Raw genomic sequence first — 19,014 nt, 5'->3', positions numbered from 1 at the left:
CATGTCACCATAAGTGGTATGCATGGTTTTAGAAGAATGACCATTTCTGCTATTATCGGTGTTCTTATTGCGGTAATCATACTTAGAATAGCCTAATTCCTCATTGAGTTCTTCATCTAGAACTCCTTCCAGCAATACGGACATCATATCTCTCATAACAGAGTTGACATCGGCCCCATCCTTTACTTTGACATCATTATTTTTCAGATAGTCTTTCATCATTTCCCGCATTGCTTGTTTCTGTGGTGATTCATTTCTTGTTCTCTTTGGCATAAAAGTACCTCCAAACTGTTGTAATTATCTTACATCAGTTTGGAGGTTTACACAATCTTTGGGATTCTCCCAGGGAGAGACAAAAAATCTTCTCCCTATTTTTTACGTTAACGCTGCTAAAATAGTTGAAATCTATCTATTGCAATACCAAAGCATCCGGCGTATCCATCTTGGTTGTTTATTGTTTCATTATCAAACTGCCAAGGGAAATAATCACCACCTGAAGGCGATACACGATATTGTGCTTTTTGGTATCCATATTTTTTAACAATGTCGGCAGGAGTGGTATAGTATACTTCAATTGCATCAATAATCATACCATTTCCGGCATATCCATTATTATAGTCATTCCAGTTATATCCGGTTACGTGCGGAAGCCAATTACCATCTTTTATATGAACTCGATATTTTACAGAACCTTTATTGACTTTAATTGTAACATCTGTAATTGCAACTCCTGGAACTCCTGCATAATCATTTAGATTTGTTACGGCCGGATAAATTTTGTTACCGGCTCTAACGGCATATGTAAAAAGGATTCCTGGATCCTTATTTGTAGTGGTGTTTAATGTTGGTTTATTGGCAGGAATTTGAGCTACCTGGATATTTTGAGTATTACTGTCCATGAGCTCGATAATCCTTTTAATAAAGTATGATTTTGTGGAGGCAGATCCTCCATGAATTTCTGTTGATCTGTGAGGGCATGCTGTTGCATATACCTCCTGATGTAATTTGATTGTGTTATCAGAGGGGATAATATTATACTGTTTACATTTCTGTGCTGCCAGTGCAAGAGCCTTCTCTTCATTAGATATAAAAGTATTCAGTTCACCCATACTCTGACATATCTCAATTGATAAATAATTCGAATTTCCGTATAGATTTCCACAGTGCCATGCACAGTTAGCGTCATCTTCTGCCTGTAATATACTATCTGATGCAACATAATAATGTGCGAATCCATTCTCTAAAGAATGTGTTTGTAGCCAGCTTCTATAAAACGCAGCATTAGCATTTGGACTTCCGGCATCATTGTGCAGGAATATTCCTATAGGGGAGCGCCCCCTTCTACCTGCTATTCCTCTGCAAATAGTCATATACTATTTCTCCTTGTATTAATGTATTTAGGTTATTTGATAGGGGAACCTATAAACCTACTCCTTTTCTTAACACTTTTGACGGCACGAAGGCTATCTTCTCCTTTATATTGCATTTATATAAAAAAGGACAAGTAAAAAGTAATTACCTGTCCTAAAACTTAGTTATTAACTTTGTTTAAGTTAGTGCTCTCCAATAATCTTTATTTTCAATAGTTATGTCGTCACTTGAAGTATGACCTTTTACACACTTGTATAACTGCCCGCCGCTAATCACTTTATACTCTTCGTTATATAATTGATTTTTGCTCCATACTGGATAAATATCTTTTACTAACAATGCCTGTACATCTGAAAATTCTTGAGCTATAATTTGTGCAGCTAATATAGTAGACTTATTTATTTGATTATATTCTTCTGCTTCAAGTGTCTGTATTTCAGAAAATGCTGCATCGACAAGAGATATTGTAACGCTATATGTATTATTATCAAGCTTGGTAAAAGAGATATTGCCTATTTTTTTATATGTATAATAAAAAAAAGTAGTATTATCAAATGTCATTTTATAACTCTTTAGGTTCTTTAAAGAAAATAAATCAGATATATTTTTGATATCATTAAAATGGTCTGCTTTAATATTAATAATATATTCCGTGCTATCATCTGATATATTAATGGTATCTTCGTTGTTTAATATAATTTTTCCCATAAAACTCCTTTAATAATTTACATAATTTTGTAGTATTATGCCGTTCTTTTCCACATGTAACATGTAATATAGGGCTGTAAAATACTTTGTGTTGTTGACAATTGACTATTGGTTCCCGGCGCAGTTCCGTCTGTTGATGTTCTAGTCCCTGTATTTGTTCCTGGTGCAGAACCTCCAGTATTTCCACCTCCAGCTTCGCTTGTATAATGGAATCTAGCAGCTGTTACAATGAAGCCTGGGCGGCTTACATTAACCCAAGAATTATTATATACAACAGAACCATAAGGGCCAGTGCCTCCATTCATGTAGACTTGCCCGTCGTCTGCTCCAAAAGTCTGTACGTGCTTATGACTCGACACACTATGTGTATGCGAGTTTACAGTATGAGAATGTGACATGCCATGAGTATGACCGCTGACAGTATGAGAGTGCCCTAAATTAATAGTCGTGGTTCCTCCTGCTTTTTCAACTGTGTTGAAATTTCCATCACTTGTATTAACCCCAACTGGAACTCTGCCGCTTCCCCAGGCCACCCATGTTCCACCCCAAATAGTGCCTGGATTTGTGGAACTTGCTGTCATTATGATATCACCGATAGGATGCATTAATAGATACAATGACTTTACCAAGTTAGATCTTGTTGATAAATCACTATTGATTTTATTAATGGAATCAACTAGTAAAACATCTCTCTTTTCTTTTTGATCATATGCTATAATATCACTATTCACTTGCAACTTTGCCGGACTACTAAAATCAGGTATTTTGTCAACCCCCACATACCCATCATCAGAAACAGCGAACACTGGCTTTCCTTGAGCAACAAATACTTCAAAAACATCAGATTCATACAATCTATCAGTTAAAATAAATTGAAAAACATATGACTTTTCATAGGACAAATTAATAAACGGATTGTCCACTTCTGTTTTTTTAAAAATAACCGATAAATCATCTGTAGAGGCTATATTCTCTGTTGAATAGTTTATTATATCCGTATATGTATCAGGAAAACTTGCACCCGATTCGGCATATCTGTATTTTAAAGATATAATAGCATTTTTCTGTACACTTGATATTGTTACTTTTGAAACTTTTCCAGACAAATCAATAAAAGTGTTTTGTTCAAAGTTATTCAGCCTATTCATCGTCACTTGTAATGTAGGTTTAAGATAGGGATATACATTAAAACTATGCGAAACAGCATTACTTTTATTTCCCCTGCTATCTATTGCAAGTATCTGGATTATGTAAGTTCCAGTATTTATTATGTTTTGAGTTGAAACATCAAAAGTAAAAGAAGAAGAGGAGTAATTAATATTTGCCGTCGTAATAACAGAATTGTTAAATAATATTTTTGCCTCCAATTTTGATATAGTAGATGCATTTAAAGAAATTGCACTATTGGCTGAAAATTTAAGTCGAAGATTACCAAATCGGGTTATTGTATTCTGTGTACCACTAATAACACTGTTTATATTTGTGCCAACATTTGTTTCCCATGTAAAGGCTGAAAATGTAGGATTACTATTTGAAACATTTGCAGTAATATTATAATATGATGTATATGTTTTATTATTATTCGTAACACTACAGGCTATTCTAGTGGCTAATGTGTTTGAGTTGGGACAATTTTGATATAATGTTGTTATAGATGGAGTAATAGTGGTAGAGGATGTTCCTTTGGCTACGTTTATTTGTGAAATGGTAGACCATGAATTAGATGTATTATATATTTGATAATAAAGAGTTGAAGCGTTGTTTGCATAATTTGACAATACAACAGGGATACTGTTTCCAATAACAAATGAACTTGGCGTACTTGTATCTATATATGGTACGGATAATGTTGTGACGGATAGTGAAGATGAGGTTGCCGTAGCTTGTGAAGCTGACCTTTTAACTTTAACTGTTAACAAATATGTTATACCGGGAGAAATTGCACTCCAATTACTAGGTGATAATGTTACTGAGCTGCTAGACGAACTTACTGCAGCCGAATATATTTGTGTTCCCCCATTATATATCCATATTGCATCACAAGCAAAATTACTTGACCAATTTAATGTTATGGAATTTATTGAACGGGATGCTAATGACAGGTTAGAAGTTGGCGGGGTATAATTCGTGATTGCAGATAAAGAAGAAGAAGTAGTTGTTAAACCGGAATCTTTTCTTGTTACTGTAATCGTAATATTAGAGTAAGTTGTGTATTCTGAAAGTCCGCTTATTGTAAAGCTGCCATTGTTAGCATTCACATTGGATGAATACTTTTGGGAACCGTTAAATTTACATACTATGTTTGAGATAGTATCAGCGGTTCCCCAATTAAATGTAATAGATGAATTTGTTTTACTTGCGACGCTCCAATTTGTAATACTTGTATACCTGGGGATAGTGTCGAAAGTTACGGTTCTATTTGAATCAAATGAACACCCAAAATCCGCATCTCCATAAACACGAATATAGCAACTCTTTTTCCCATCGGAATTATGATATACTCTATAAGCTGAATTATCGCATACTGTTACCCAATTACCAGGCTCGGTTAATGTTATATATGTACTGAAATCTTTAGCTCTGGTGTCAGCATTTGCTGTATCTAGACGAACGCGGGTATTTAATGTCCCCCAAGATTGATATCCGCTATTAGTTCTATGAAATAGAACTCGAACTCTTACATCAGAATAGTTATTTACTGCTCCTTGCTGGTTCGCCCACCATTCGACTCGTCCTTCTATGTACGGATTTGATGTCCCAAAATTCCATGAACCACTTGCCATTATGAATTGCCACCTCCTTTTACGAATGATAACATGTTGCACTCCTTATCGTTTTCTTTATATTTAACGGGGATGATTTTCATACTTCCAAAGTCTACTCCCGTATCTGTTTTAAATCTTTTTGAATAAGTCAAATCACCACTGACGCTAAACACTGTCTCTTCACCTGAGACGCCATCATCGTATACACCAACTAACCTATCAGGCTGTAATTTTGTTTTATATCCCATTTTATCAGTTGATGATACAGCAATACCCTCATATGGGTTCATTTCAATACAAGTTTCTACTGCTCCTTCATAATTATTATATGCACCTATTCTTGCCATTTCTAATTTCCAGCCATTAGCATCAGTAACTTGTCGTGCATAACTTTCGACCTTATCATTTGTGTCTTGAATCTCAGTTGTAATGGAATTAATTGTTTGTTGAATGGAAGAATAATTATCGTTATTTTCTCTAATTGTGATATTAAAAGAATTTATAGTTTGTTTGAGGAATGAAATTTGATCTGCTATACTTTCTGACCTGATCAGATGCGTATATCCATTTTGGGTTTCTGCATATGTTCCATTTATGCTTGAATCATATACTGTAATCCAGTTTATACCATCTTCTGAAATTTCAAGTTTTGTTTCATTTTTCCGTTCATCAGTGTAGTGGTGATATACTTGTATGGTTTCTATATCATTATAGATATCCCCTAAATCTAATTGTAATACAGCACAATCAGAATCATAAATATATTCGGTATCTACTGTACCATCGGTATATATCGATAAACTTTCTATATTTGTAATTTCTGTTAAATTACTTGTATATGCGGTTGGTAAAATACCTTCTGCAATATTTTCATCATTACTAGAAATCACTCTACATTCAACGAAACGGTTTTCAGTATCTATATTATTATTATACAACCAGTCCCGAATATATCTTACATTTATACTTTCGAATAAGTTTTTTCCAACAATACTAATTATCTCATCTGCTTTTTGACTTGTATATGACATCTGGCCGGATATTTTATCCTCAATGTCTGCACTAATTTTATCAGCGGTTTGATTAATTTTTGATTGAACATATTCAACTACTGCATCATTATTCATGTATGACGATGATATGGTATTATTTATACCATCGGCAGTAATAGTAAGGTCTGCAATTTTTTGAGATAAAGATTGATCATACGTTTCTGAATTAGCATCAGTTCCTACATGCGTTTCAATTTTACTAACTGTAGTATTTATTGAACCAATTTGAGTAGTGTGCTCTGCTACTGTGTCACGTATTATTTTAACAGATGTATCGTCATAATTATTGATAGCTTCTGTCATTTCTGTTTGTGATACTTTTTCTCTGATTGACTGTGCATTTGCATCCACATCAAACTCAATTTGAGTTATTGTACTTGTAATATTTGTAATCTGATTTTCTAAATCTTCTGGAGCAGGCATCCAGTCTGTGGCTTTGTCACCGGACTGCAACATGCCTTCATATAAAAGCACAGTTGTATTTGAAGTAAACCTGATATCTATATATTTGAAAGAAGCATTCGGATTTACTATCTCTATCTTTTTCCATTCTGTAGTTACCTCATAACTTTCAGGCTGTCCACCCAACACAGAAATATTAATTGATGTTTGGGTATCCGATTTAATCCATATTGAAAATGTATAAATACCTTCCCGTATAATTGATAATTCGCCGAGTCGGTATGTATTTCCACTTGCTTTTGATATAGACAAGACATCATCAGCATGTCCATAGGGTGTAATAGAGTTTATAGAATTTATTGTTGACACACAATCACCTCGCGTTCTTTATTGATATTTGCATTAATAGTTACAAAAAAGTCTATCTACATTATACTGCCCCTATACAGTTATGTTATAAAATGGTAACTGTCAAATATCATTGTTTTACTATTTCGTATATAATTACGTGTACCTATTGCAGCTCCTGTACTGATTTCTTGTTTGATTTTAGTCAATTCTACATCTATACCATGACCATTAATTGTAACATTACTTGCGTCAATACTTCCATCTTCATTAGTTTCTACCGTTTTAAAAGCCAATTTATCTTTTGTAATTTCGCCGGCAAGCATATTGTTATGAATAAGTCCATCGGCAATAGAGGACTCTTTTATACCTGTAGAGTCAATGAGAATACCTTCACCGGTCTCATCATATAGACAAAAAGTAAAGTTATTGTTCGTATCTCTGCCAATCTGAATGCGAACAATATCATTATTATCCTTAAACTGCATCGTATTTCTTACAATAGATAAACCGCCGTCATCAGACTCAATGTAAAATTTATCTGAGGATATAGTTCCCGCTTTTAACATTGATACGGTGATCTGTGCGGCGATTATGTTCCTGATTACCGCTTCGTCTATAATGACTGTCTCAGAGGTTAATCTAATTATGTGTCCCAATTCAGCAGAAATTGTACCCGATAGAAGTTGGTCAATATAGCCAACCAGTGACTTAAGTTTTCTAAACTCACCACTGTCAGAAATGACTTTATCAGATGATATAAGTTTACTTTGTAAATACTCAAAGAATCCATTTTCCCCTACTATATCAGTTGTTTTTATCATTTCCGCATTCAAATTTTTAACAGAAATAAAACTTCCAATATAACCGGCAAATTCGTTATTGATTATTTGCCCTACTTTGTTTGAAAATGCACCTGCTTGCAGCAGCTTTTGAATGAGCCCTGCAGTAAGTGTAACTCCTTCATTACCAAGAAAACCATGAGAACTTCCGCTTGAGGAGGATTTACCCCGCCCGCTTGTTGAATTCAGCATATAAGAAAAATCATTTCTGTCAGCTCTTGAGCGGATCATATTAGAAAATTCAATTTGAAGATTGTTATCCATTTTCATTGGATTATAGGAGGCAGAAATGGTGCGAAGTTTTACCACATAATCGTCACGGACGCCTAAATAAAGGAAATCCCCCAGGTTTAAATTATCTGTATAATTTTTATACTCGTATTTTGCCAGGAAGTTATCAAGGGAAGTGGAGTAAATAAACTGTGGTTGGCTTGCTATGTACAAATCGTCCTGTGCCGCTGAAAGTAACTTTAACTGTTCATCTATAGCAGAAACTGCATCGTCAGAATCAGTTAAAAGCATGTAATCATTGGTGTAATCATTGTCAATATAGAGCTTGGATAATTCAGACAAATCAGACTCTGAAAAACTGTGATTATCATGTACCCAGGTGGATTTTTCAATGCTTTCTGCGATAGACTTTCTTTCAGCATCATATTGGTCCAACAGGGCATCAGCATTATCCACTTCAGTTTTTCTGTGATTATATGCCTCCTGACAGCTGCCTGTAAAAAGAGGGTCTAATTGATTTGTGATATCTACATATTCCTGATGCAGTTTGTCATAAATATCCCGGGTATGTTTGTCAGGCTTATACTCGCCGCCGTATTCATAATCTTCAAGAATTTTTTTACGCTTATTGTAGACGCTTAGTTTTGCCTCTAATTCATCCAGGCCATATAATTTCCAATCGGTTTTATAGGAATCGATATAATCTACTTCGCCCTCTTTAGTAGGAAGGTTTCTATTATCAATTTCTATCTGAATTGACGGTAAAATAACATCTTTAATCTGATAATAGTCCTTGGCATCAGAGGAAGCATCCAGCGCGGCTTTATCAAAATCACCATTTTCATCTACATAAAAATCTTCGTATCCTTTTAGCTGTGCCTGATAGTTGGCTTGTGCTTCTAATAACTTTTCATCTGAAAAAGTGGACCAGTCTGTAGAACAATCGTCCAAAGGAACCCGGTTTTTCAGTTCGGATATGATATTCATCTGCTCATTATAAAGGCGGGTTTGCTCTATGTATAACGGCCTCTGTATTTCTACGTCATCCTGCCATAGCTTATACTTTGCAATAACATCAGGGCTCAGATATTTTTCAGTTAAATAGTAATCCAGATTTTCAATGATATTAGAGCCGAAGTTTACATACTGTATGCCTAAATCGTCAGAACCGGATACCTGATATCTTGTAAATATGTTTTTTTCATCAACGCTTATGTCGTTGGATTGCTGTAAGTTTCGAAAGCCAATATTGATATTTGTATCTTTTCCCAGATTTTCAGGCCTGTACGCATTTATGGTTAATTTATTGAAATCAAAAACAAAGACGCAGCTATAAAGCTGTGCTGCATCTTGTGTCAGGAAAGAGTATAAATCTTGTGTGCCGATGTTAAAAGCCCCTTCTTCGTCACTCAATGGAACCTGCTTATCTTTTAATTCGCCCTCTTCATAATATTTATAAATCTTTGGGGTTGGGTCTATATATCCTACTGACCAATCCTTTAATCCGGATACTTTCATAAGTATATCCAGAAGACTAAGTTTGGGGTTATCAGGATTGTAAAATTTAATCTTTTCTATGGCACGTTCAACGCCATCATCATCGATATGAACATTTTCCTTGATTAACATCTCATAGGAGTCTGTCGTCCCTTGTCCTATTTTCAGGTTTCGTATATCATGTTGCTGCATTTCAATTTCTGCCGATTGGGCAGTGATAGATTTGGCCTCTTTTTTACCATCATTATTTATCCTTGGGGCTTCGAGCAAAAACCAGCCAATTCCTGTTACATATACTCTCATTAACATATCAATCAGGCTGTATGCATTAGATTCAATTTCGACTCCATCAATGGAAATAAATTTGGCAACATCAAAAGAAAGCTCATATGTATTATTGAGATTTGCTTTTAGAGAAAAAGAATCGTCATCAATACCATTTAAAGCACAGACAATTTTATGATTTGGAGTGCCAAGATAAACAGTGGGGCGTTCTGGTTGATGGTATTTATTGTAATATATTTTCAATTAATATTCACCGGCCTTTCTTGATTCTTGATGTTGTATTTGAAAGTCTGCGTTACCATGGAGCAGAAGATTATTGGCTCCATTTAAAAGGCGCAGCCAGTATACATGATCTACATCAGTGATTCCTAATTTATCATAGGTAATCATTCTGCCAATAGAATCCGTTATAGTCAGAAACTGACAATCCATGTAGATATCCAGGTCTTTGTAAACAGTCATATATACGAAGCCGCCTTCAATAATTTTATACTGTTTTGTATCAGAGAGATAAAATGCCGTACATTTCTTTTCGGTTCCATTATGGATATCATTTAAATAAAATTGAACGCCTGTATTGTTGCAAAATGGAATAATATTTGTACTGCCTGTTCCGGTAAATGTTACGGAATAGCCTTTTAAGAGGGCATAGCTTTCAACTGCATCAATCAAAGATTCAAAATAAGATTCACCAGTGAGCGTTCCAGAATCCAATAATTTACAATCGGATAGATTACAAATAAATATATGCCCGTTCTCATGGGGAGTAATTGTAACGGTAGGATAGCAGTAGTTTTGTGCTTCGTCACTGTTGTTTGTAATTGTTAAATTACCATATGTGGTTACTTGCTTAATATTAGTTATGTTATCCGTGTATCCAAATGGCGTAGTGCATTCGAAATATAATTTTAGTCCATAAATTTTATCATCAACAGGAAGCGTTTCTACATTGTGGAACCATCCGCGGTAATGAGTTGCATCGTCTTCTGAATCGGAAGGAAGGTTAAATGTAATCCATTCCGGGTAATGAGGCGATGTCAGCCATTTCGTTATTTCCCTTATTTCACGTCTGGTGATAGATTGCGCCTCCTGTGTAGGATAAACGCTGGGATTTTTGATGATATGCAGCTCAAGTGTCAATGTGTCAGACCATGTATCCCCAAAATAATTTGCTTCTGTGCGGTACTTGTTTGTTTCGCCAGAATTCATATTCCTTTCCAGAGCCAGAGAAATATCCATTTCATTATTAAAATTTGCAGGTATATATTCGCAGGACAGGTCTGAGAATTTCTTACCGGAAAATGTAAAGTCTTCAAATTGCTTAAACATATCTTTTCACCTCTTTCCATTAAAATAGGTTACAGTTCAGCCATATGCCGCTGAAAAGTTATATGGCTGAACTGTAACAAAAATAGTGCCACACCGGAGCATGGCACTATATAATTTATTTGCGTCGTATTCCAACTTTTTGGCAATCCTTCGCAATCATATTTGTTGTGTATTTGTAACTTTTATCAAGGAAGTCTTTTTCGTAGGCCTTTAAATCTGCCAGTACATCCTGGTCAACATTTCCTTCAACGTGAATCAGACTGTCGTAATGTTGTTCAATGGTTACATTTTGTCCTGTACCTATTACCGGAACATTAGCAGCAGTATCAATTGTATTTGCAAAGAAAGTCTTTGGATTGACTTCTCCCCATTTAAACAGGTTTTCTGTCAAATGATTGGGGGCAACGGCATCTCCAGGAGATAGTTTTGTGAGCATAGCACCATCAGATTTTCTCATGATGAGTTCTCTGCCGTCCTCTTGTGTCCATGCAAGCTGTTCTGTATCAATATTCTTAGAGCCTGACTTATAACCTTTAAGCTGACTTAAACTTAACCAGCCCAGATCACGTTCACCAGGTGTTTTAGTTCTACTGATGTGAATTGGTTTTGGTGCCCCCGGATTCATGTACGTAATATATACAGTCTGCCCCATCATTTGATTGCCAGAAGGAGCAGTACCATATGAATCCAGGTAATAAATCCCGTTGGCAAAGGTTACGGCATCTCCTATATTCGGCACTCCGTCTCCACCGCTTTTGGGAGCTGCTGGTTTTGGTTGGGGTTTTGGAGGATCTGGTTTTTTAGTTACTGTTACATTAACCGAAGCATTAATTTTACTGCCATCCTTTGTTGAAGCAATAATCTGACAACTACCTGGCTTTAGCGCTCTAATCGTACCGTTAGATACAGTGGCAATCTGTGAATTATTAGATGTCCAGGAAAGGTTTTTATTCTTTGCATCCGTGGGTCTGATGGACTGAGCAGATACCGTTGTGGTTTGCCCTTCTTCCAACGTAACAGAAGTGGTGGATAATGTAACTTCTGCAACAAGCCTGTTTGTTGTATTCTCGGGCTTAGCAAGCTCTGCTTCTGTGTTTTTATGGGAAGCATCATCATTGTTAATAGAGCTTGTCTTTGTAGAAGTGGCAGTGGAAGATGCTTTTGTAGAGGATTGACTTTGAGCTGCACTTGTAGTCTGGTTAGCTGCCCCTGTTTGGGTACTGAGCTGAGATTGAGTTGTGTTGAAGTCTGTACTTCCCACCCATCCGGTGTTTGCAATGATGGAGTTGATTTTCCCATATGCAGACTCATACATATTAACAACGTTACTCAACATACTTTCGATTACGGATTGTTGCTTTTCGGAATTATGAATAATTTCATATTCTGTATCATCCAGCATCTTTTCCATATCATTAGAAAGTCCATTATAGCCCTCTTTCTGCATATCAATCGCATGATCCCGCTTTGTTTCACCTAACTTATCTTCAGCATCTGCAAGCTGCTGTCTAAGCTGTTTTACTTTTGCCTGTGTAGCCGCATCATTGACACCTTCCATGGCAGCAATCTGGGCTTTTAATACATTGACGTCCTTGGTTTGGGATTTCAGCTTCTTGTCATAGTCATAGTAATCAGCTTTTGCATCTAAAGCGTCCTTGCGCTTGTCAATCACTTCCTGCAAGGCGTCAACTTCAGCTTTCATTTGAGTCATATACAAGTCAGTAAGTTTTTCCTGATAATCTACTACATCACCAGCAGCGTCCTGTATACCTTCCCGGTATTCTTGAGACTTTTCATTATATTCTTTCTCAGATATGACACCATTTTTATATGACTCTGACAATTTATCTAGGCCAGTTCTGTAGTCAGCAATTTCTTTCTTGGTGGTTGCCAGCTGTTGTTGTAGCAATGCAAGGTTGGCAAGACCTGTTTCCGTGATGGCTCCGTTTTTGTCGAAGAAGGCGTCCTTGTTTAAAAGTTCCTGGAAGTTTCTAAGCTCACTGCGTAAATCTTGATATTTTTCAATTCCCTCATCCAGAGGGGCAAAGCGCAGTTCAAAAATACTGTCTTTCAGCTTTTCATTGTCTACGAGTAAATTGTAGGTTTCTTTATCTAAGCTGCTTATATCCTTCGTCAAGTCTTGATATTCCTTGGAATTTACATCATATAAACTCTGTTCCTTTAACTTCTTGTCACGGAGCTTCATGTTTTCGCGTATTGTGGAGTTGTTAAGATTTATATTTGTCTGATAATCAGATTCTGATATTTTCTCATCTCGTGCTTTCTTTAAGGACATTCTTCCGTCTAAGCTCTTTACGGCACGTTCAAAGCCACTAATCAGGTTTTCAAGCTTGGTATATTCTATTCCCCTGATTTTATCTTCATATTCAACGATAGTAACACCAGCTTTATAGATGTCCTCTTGAAAACCATTGATTTTTGCAAGTCCTTCATACCACTGGTCTGACCCTTTTGTGATAGAACCATTCTTTACAAGAGTATCAAACTCTGTCTGATAATCAACTAATTGCTTGGAAAGGCTGTTATAAGTATTTTGAGACTCTTTTAAAGAAGACTGATACACTGCCTTGACCTGATCAGATACCGCAGAATAGCCTTTTGCTGCTTCGTATTTCAGTTTGGCATCGTTCATGTCCTGAACAGATTCTGAAACCTTTGTTACGAGTTTGTAAAAGCTTTCGATATTTTTTAATCTTTTTTCTACAAGGTCGCTTTCTTTCTTTTCAAGATCGGTGGCCTTATCAAGCATATCAAGGTATTTCTCATAATATTGCTGGTACTCTTTTATCTTGGCTTGGGTATCCTCATCATACTTGCTGATATCAATAGTACCATTTTGAACTTTTTTCTGTAAATCTGCGGATAATCCAGATTCTCTTGCATACCACTCTGCATGTTCGAGATATTTTTTTGAACCTTGAGTAGCGGCATTTCGTTCTTCACGGACTTTACTGATGGCTTCTGATGTAGCGGTCTGTTTTTCTGATAGTCCAACGGCAGTTTCTATAGCATTTGAGGCTAATTTTGACTGTCGCGAAAGTCGGTCCATGTTGATGGTAATCCAGTTAAAATAATTAGATAGTTCTTTCAGGGCATCTTTGGCCGCCTGATCTGTTGAACCGCTGGCGTATGCAGTACCTGATAGATGTGCAGTGCCGCGGCTATTTGTAAATCCTTTGTTCAACAAATCTCGTGTCTGGCGTGCATTAAATACAACAGAGCCTTGGGGAATAGGAGAGAACTCGGCCCCTTGGTCACCAACAGTCCACCAGCGGTTTCCATGAACTACCAACTCCTGACCGACCTCGCCTGTCAATGCGACTTCATCTTGCTTTGTCTTCCATTTTGGTTTTAGCCAACTATTGTCTTGTAAGGTTCCCATTGCAAGGGCGCGGTTAGATGGCATTTGAAATGAAGAGAAATTGCCGGAACTTCCATCCTTATGGGCGGTACCTAAGAGCTTGGGGAAGCCCGTATTTATTTGGTGTGTATAGATATAAGTATGTGCGGATCTCCCATTTAAACCAGCCAGGCTTTGGGATACAAAAGAGACTGTAGAACTAGCTGTATCGGTTGCAGTAATTTTAGCCGTTGGGTTTAGATTCAGGGTATTTATTTTTCCATCCATATCGGTCAGTAATGGGGTGGCATTGTCTGTTGCTGTAATGACAGCCTGTTTTTGCTCCGGGGTAAGAGAATTCCAATAGGCGACAAGATATGTAGCCTGGTCATTGGCAGAAAGAGCTGCAAACTTAGGATCTGCCTGTAAGGTATTCCAAAGTGCCATAATTGGGGTGGCATCGTCCTGACCTACAAGCTGAACGATTTTACCGGCCATTTCCATTTGTTCAATAGTATCAATTTGTGTCATGGCCTCTTCCGTGTCAGCACAGATGGGTAGGGGGATTTCTGTGCCCAGAATCTCTGCAAGCTGCTCTCTTGTTATACCGGTGGCTTCTATGATACTGTCAAAAGTGCCTTGTGCCTCCTCGGAATTTAGAAAGGTGTTCCAATCCATATCCTCACCGGCTGCCCTGAGATCCAAAAAGGCAGTTTGGAGGTCGTAGATGGCGGTAATCTGGTCTTCCAGAACGGGGATTTCGTTTTCGGGAGCGTCTCTTAGCTCATCCTGTATTTCAGCCAGGGCATCGTAGGACTGTCCATAGCCGGCGTCGGAGTCTTCGTTGTAACCGATTTGTTCTTCCCGTGTTTCCCGGTAATCCCTTTGTGCCAGGGTGAGTTCCGCCCAGTCTTCCGGGGATTGGGTTAAGCTTGCTTTTTCCCGGAGGTACTCGATGTTTTGTTCGATTTCTGCCAGTTCATACTCGAACTTGATTTGCACCACCTGATCTTCGGTGAGGAGGGACAGATCCTCCTGGTACTTTTCGTAGTTCTCATCCCAGAGGCTTAAGGAGCCTAAGAGTTTTTCTTTCCGGTCGCCCTCCTCCATACCGCCCGCAAGCTCCCGGATTCCCTCCAGAGACTGCTTGTATTCGTCAAGAGCTTCGCCGCTGAACAGGACTCCTTCAAATTCATAGCCGTATTCCTGCATCTTTCCGAGAATGGACTCCACGGCCCCTACGCTTACCTCCAGGGCGTCTGCGGCTTCGGCTGTAGTTTTGAAGTTTGGAATGATTTCATTGGTTTCTTTGTTGAGGACCTGGAACATGTCGCTGTTTTTGGCGGATAAATCTTCGGCAAAGTTCCACATGCTTCCCACCGGGTTTTCTGCATTGAACCAACCGCTGACGGTGTTATAGGTGTCTTCCCATGCTTTCTTATATGCTTCCGCGGGAGATTTGAACCCTTCGGTGTCGATTTTGCCGGGGGCCATCCATTGAGCCATGGTTTGGAAGTCATCGGTTCCAATGGCTCCGCTTTCATACAGTTCCTGCCCCCTTTTTAAATTCTGGGACATGGCATCCCACTCATAGCCCTGATTTTGGGAGGCTTGTGCGGCCTGTACTCCTTCGAAGCTTCCATCCACCCCGTTTGAGGCTTCCTCGGCTTCTTTTGCCTCTCTTGCCAGGTTTTGGAAGTAGTTGGTGAGGCTCTCCCCTGTGACGCCTTTTCCCAGGTCGGAGAGGGAGAGTCCCAGGCCGGAGAGGACTTTTTCCAGATCTCCTCCTGCCTGAGCGGCAGCTAAGAGCTCTTCTTTGATGAGGTTTTTTCCGGGGGAGCCGTCGAAGAAGTTGTTCAGGCTGTTTTCTGATTTTTGGTTTTTTGTCTTCCCCATGTTCTGGACTTCTGTGAGAAGGCCCTTCCACTTCTGAACCTGTGCTGCAGATTCGGGGAGGACTTTTCCGTCGGCATCATAGGAGGCGTCTACCCAGCCCTGGATTTGCTGGGAATATTGCTCAATCGATTGGGTTGCGGAGGCGTAGGCCTCTTCTGTTTTTTCGATATCTTTCTGAACTGAGTCGAGCTCCTTGGGAGAATTGGCAGCATTTCGCTGGTCATAGAGGGAGTCCAGCTTGCCTTTGTATTTGTCGGCGGCCTCCATTTGGTTTTTCAGCATTCCTGCCGGGGAGGTGTCATTTTCCTTTGCAAATGTTTCAAAACCGGAATAGGGAGAAGTGATTCCCGTTATCTTACTAAGTACCTGCTGGAAGCCTACGAATCCTGTGGACATACCGGTTGCGTCGGAGATGAGTTCTGTGGAGGAGAGTTCTTCTCTGGATGCCACCCGGGCGGCTGCGGCCTGGGAATTTCCCTGGACCTCCATCAGGTTTTGTTTGATGGTAAGCTGTCGTTCTAATTCAGCGCTTGACTGTCTTAGGGCGTTGAGTTCATTTTGTTCTACAAGGGTGATGGTGCCGGCGTTTTCTAATGCTGAAAGTGCTTCCATCCTTGTCTTTACCGTTTCAAGGGAGGAGCTTAAGGCGTCCGCCTCGGATTTGGTGGTTTGGAAGGCTGCGGATTTTTCGGCAAAGCTATTTTGTGCCCTTGTGTAGGAGGTTGCGAAGTAAGTGTAGGCGGCGGTTATAGCGGTGAGTCCGGCGGCGACTCCGGCTACGGTCAGGGTGACGGGATTTGTGAGGAAGGCACCGATGGAGCCTTGGATGCCGGAAAGGGTGGTGCTGAGGGCGCCGGTGGAGGCTGTGGCGGTGGTAGCACCACCGGCTATATCTAACATATCGTCTGCAACACCAGCCAGAGACGCTGTGTTATTTACGAGAGTTTTTTTAGTAATATCGTCCCATTTACCCATGTTTAAGACATTTTTTGCAGTATTTTCATCCAGTTTTTCAAAGAGTGTAGAAACTCTATCTAAGTTACTAAAATCAATATTTTCAACAGATAATATTTTTCCTATTGTTTTAAGCGACGTTGTGATAAAATAAAATTAAATGTTTCGATTATTAATTTTATCCCAGGAGGAAATATATTATGGAGTCATTTGATATTCCGATTCATGGCAAAAGTGTTAACTCTAAAGATATTCATAGCTTCGTGATAAAGGGACAGATAAATAAAGCCGTAGAATTTGTTGTTGATAAAACCCATTGCAGCATTCATGAAGCAAAAGAGGTAGTCGATGAAATTCGCAACCTGTCACTAAAAAAACGAGATGAGAAATTAGAGACATGGAAAACGAAGGCACCGGGGCAATGTACGAAAGTCATTGATAAAAATAAGGAATATTTATTGCAGAAAGCAATCAACAATATTCCTCACTGCCCCAGATGTGAATCTACTAACATTCAAAGACAGAAGGTGCGTATCAAAGGAAGTTTACAAGTGGATGGTTTAAAGCCATTCAGATGCTCAAGGTGTGGGTATGAGTGGTAGTCAGAGTGAACATAAATCTTTAACCCGAACATTTGTGTTTTGATTCCGCACATAATTTAAATTATTACATTCCATTCTCGAAGTCTGCTTCTTTTTCCTATTAGCGCACAGTATAGGAACTGCCGAAAATTGCGGATAGCGAATCCGGGTGGATTACCACCATTTTTATTTACCGTGGAACATGCATTCAGAGCATTTAAAATAAGGCTTTTAAATGCTCTGGAGGAAGGGTGCTCTCTCTACACTTCTCAACATTTTATATAGTTCCCTCGCCGCCACGATTTAACGTAGCTGTTACTAGCGTATCCTATATGACTTATACGTAGTTGAGTTGGCTCGTGCGTTGCTACGGAACATTACATTTCAGCAATGCTTTTTTTCATCCGATTCACTACTACAGTAGAGATGTAGTAGAATAGTAGTTTCGACGAATTATTCCTCTGTTTTTTGTTTATAGAACCCCATTCTCACTATGTTGTTGATTGCGCCATTATGCAACCTTCTCCATAATAATAGACTCACTTAAAGGTAAATTAAGCTTGTGGGAGGATTTTCCCCAATCTAGGCTCTTGGGAAGTGTTTTGTCAGTTATATAAGGTATTATTGTTGCAATGCCACTACCAGTATCTATGATTTTTCCAAAGGTGTCTAACAATCTAGTTCCGGCATTATTGGCATCTTTCAGAGGACCGGAATCTATTATTGGCATAGTAAATTCTTGTGGTTGATTTTTAAATTCTTCACTATTTCTATGCTGTTGCGTTTGGGTATTGAAATTATTCCAGCGCTGTGCTGTAGTATCTAGTATACTATAAAAAGCCCCAAAGCTATCCTGACTACTTTTTAATTGTGCATCAATTCCACGTAATGCCGCCTCAACATTCGATAAATCCCCTTTCGCCTCAAAACTTATTGATTGAGAAAGTTTCATATTACCCATCCGCGACGACAGGGCATTTAAAGATGCTTCAGCGGATGATATTTCTCTTTGTACGGTTTGCCCTATCTCGGACACATAGGATAAAAGTTTCTGGGTCTCATCTCCGGCATTTTTAGCACTGACGGCAACTCCATCAAATGCTTCTGAAAGCTCCGAAATTTCTCCTGTGTTAATTTCACTGGTATCAAATATTGGCTTGATTACTGGGGCCTTGAAGGCCCCATCCAGCTGCTTCTGTAGATGTTCTAATTCTTTTGTATCGAATTGAACATCAATTTTATATTTTTTATTTAAAAACGAGCTCAGTTCCTTTTTGGCTTTGCTCAAGTCTATATCTGCACGTATATGTGCAATAGAATCACTCATACGATACTCCTTTCTAGAAATGAAGGTTAGATTTAATTGAAAATAAGATAGACATACCATTATGG

The 19,014-nt window shown here is 38.4% G+C and carries 10 protein-coding genes; 1 reads left to right on the top strand and 9 read right to left on the bottom strand.

The window, feature by feature from the left end:
* The 8 genes from A8805_RS07945 to A8805_RS07910 form a co-directional block, all read right to left on the bottom strand.
* Positions 1–231, bottom strand: a 231-nt coding sequence (locus tag A8805_RS07945; RefSeq protein ID WP_420319468.1) for a transposase, incomplete at its 3' end; no start/stop codon positions are given.
* A gap of 158 nt (positions 232–389) precedes the next feature.
* The gene (locus A8805_RS07940) at positions 390–1,370 is read right to left on the bottom strand and encodes an N-acetylmuramoyl-L-alanine amidase (protein ID WP_109709746.1); all 981 of its coding nucleotides are present in this window, start codon (positions 1,368–1,370) and stop codon (positions 390–392) included.
* A gap of 178 nt (positions 1,371–1,548) precedes the next feature.
* Positions 1,549–2,079 carry a hypothetical protein gene (locus tag A8805_RS07935; RefSeq protein WP_109709744.1) on the bottom strand — a complete coding sequence of 177 codons (531 nt, stop codon included), beginning with the start codon at positions 2,077–2,079 and terminating at the stop codon, positions 1,549–1,551.
* 35 nt (positions 2,080–2,114) lie between these two features.
* Complete coding sequence (locus tag A8805_RS07930) at positions 2,115–4,862, bottom strand: DUF859 family phage minor structural protein (RefSeq protein ID WP_109709741.1); 2,748 nt, start codon at positions 4,860–4,862, stop codon at positions 2,115–2,117.
* Entirely contained in the window at positions 4,862–6,667 is a 1,806-nt protein-coding gene (locus A8805_RS07925) for a hypothetical protein (protein WP_109709739.1), read from the bottom strand. Before A8805_RS07925 ends, A8805_RS07930 begins: the two co-directional genes overlap by 1 nt.
* A gap of 80 nt (positions 6,668–6,747) precedes the next feature.
* The gene (locus A8805_RS07920) at positions 6,748–9,744 is read right to left on the bottom strand and encodes a hypothetical protein (protein WP_109709737.1); all 2,997 of its coding nucleotides are present in this window, start codon (positions 9,742–9,744) and stop codon (positions 6,748–6,750) included.
* Complete coding sequence (locus tag A8805_RS07915) at positions 9,745–10,830, bottom strand: phage tail domain-containing protein (RefSeq protein WP_109709734.1); 1,086 nt, start codon at positions 10,828–10,830, stop codon at positions 9,745–9,747.
* A gap of 115 nt (positions 10,831–10,945) precedes the next feature.
* The gene (locus tag A8805_RS07910) at positions 10,946–17,062 is read right to left on the bottom strand and encodes an Ig-like domain-containing protein (RefSeq protein WP_109709731.1); all 6,117 of its coding nucleotides are present in this window, start codon (positions 17,060–17,062) and stop codon (positions 10,946–10,948) included.
* Positions 17,063–17,241: 179 nt separating this feature from the next.
* On the opposite strand from A8805_RS07910, the gene A8805_RS07905 reads away from it, so the two are divergent.
* Positions 17,242–17,643, top strand: a complete 402-nt coding sequence (locus A8805_RS07905; protein ID WP_109709728.1) for a hypothetical protein — start codon at positions 17,242–17,244, stop codon at positions 17,641–17,643.
* A gap of 490 nt (positions 17,644–18,133) precedes the next feature.
* On the opposite strand, the gene A8805_RS07900 is transcribed toward A8805_RS07905, so the two are convergent.
* Positions 18,134–18,949: a hypothetical protein gene (locus tag A8805_RS07900; protein ID WP_109709726.1), complete on the bottom strand. Its 816-nt coding sequence runs from the start codon at positions 18,947–18,949 to the stop codon at positions 18,134–18,136.
* Between the last annotated feature and the right edge of the window lie 65 nt (positions 18,950–19,014).

This window comes from Faecalicatena contorta, from assembly GCF_003149105.1.
GTDB lineage: Bacteria > Bacillota > Clostridia > Lachnospirales > Lachnospiraceae > Muricomes > Muricomes contortus_C.
The sequence above is the reverse complement of the archived record's forward strand: the minus strand, read 5'-3'. Positions and strand labels throughout refer to the sequence as shown.

Coding starts and splice junctions, on each gene's coding strand:
- A8805_RS07940 (WP_109709746.1), bottom strand. CDS start 1,370: ATGACTATTTGCAGAGGAATAGCAGGTAGAAGGGGGCGCTCCCCTATA.
- A8805_RS07935 (WP_109709744.1), bottom strand. CDS start 2,079: ATGGGAAAAATTATATTAAACAACGAAGATACCATTAATATATCAGAT.
- A8805_RS07930 (WP_109709741.1), bottom strand. CDS start 4,862: ATGGCAAGTGGTTCATGGAATTTTGGGACATCAAATCCGTACATAGAA.
- A8805_RS07915 (WP_109709734.1), bottom strand. CDS start 10,830: ATGTTTAAGCAATTTGAAGACTTTACATTTTCCGGTAAGAAATTCTCA.
- A8805_RS07910 (WP_109709731.1), bottom strand. CDS start 17,062: ATGGGTAAATGGGACGATATTACTAAAAAAACTCTCGTAAATAACACA.
- A8805_RS07905 (WP_109709728.1), top strand. CDS start 17,242: ATGGAGTCATTTGATATTCCGATTCATGGCAAAAGTGTTAACTCTAAA.
- A8805_RS07900 (WP_109709726.1), bottom strand. CDS start 18,949: ATGAGTGATTCTATTGCACATATACGTGCAGATATAGACTTGAGCAAA.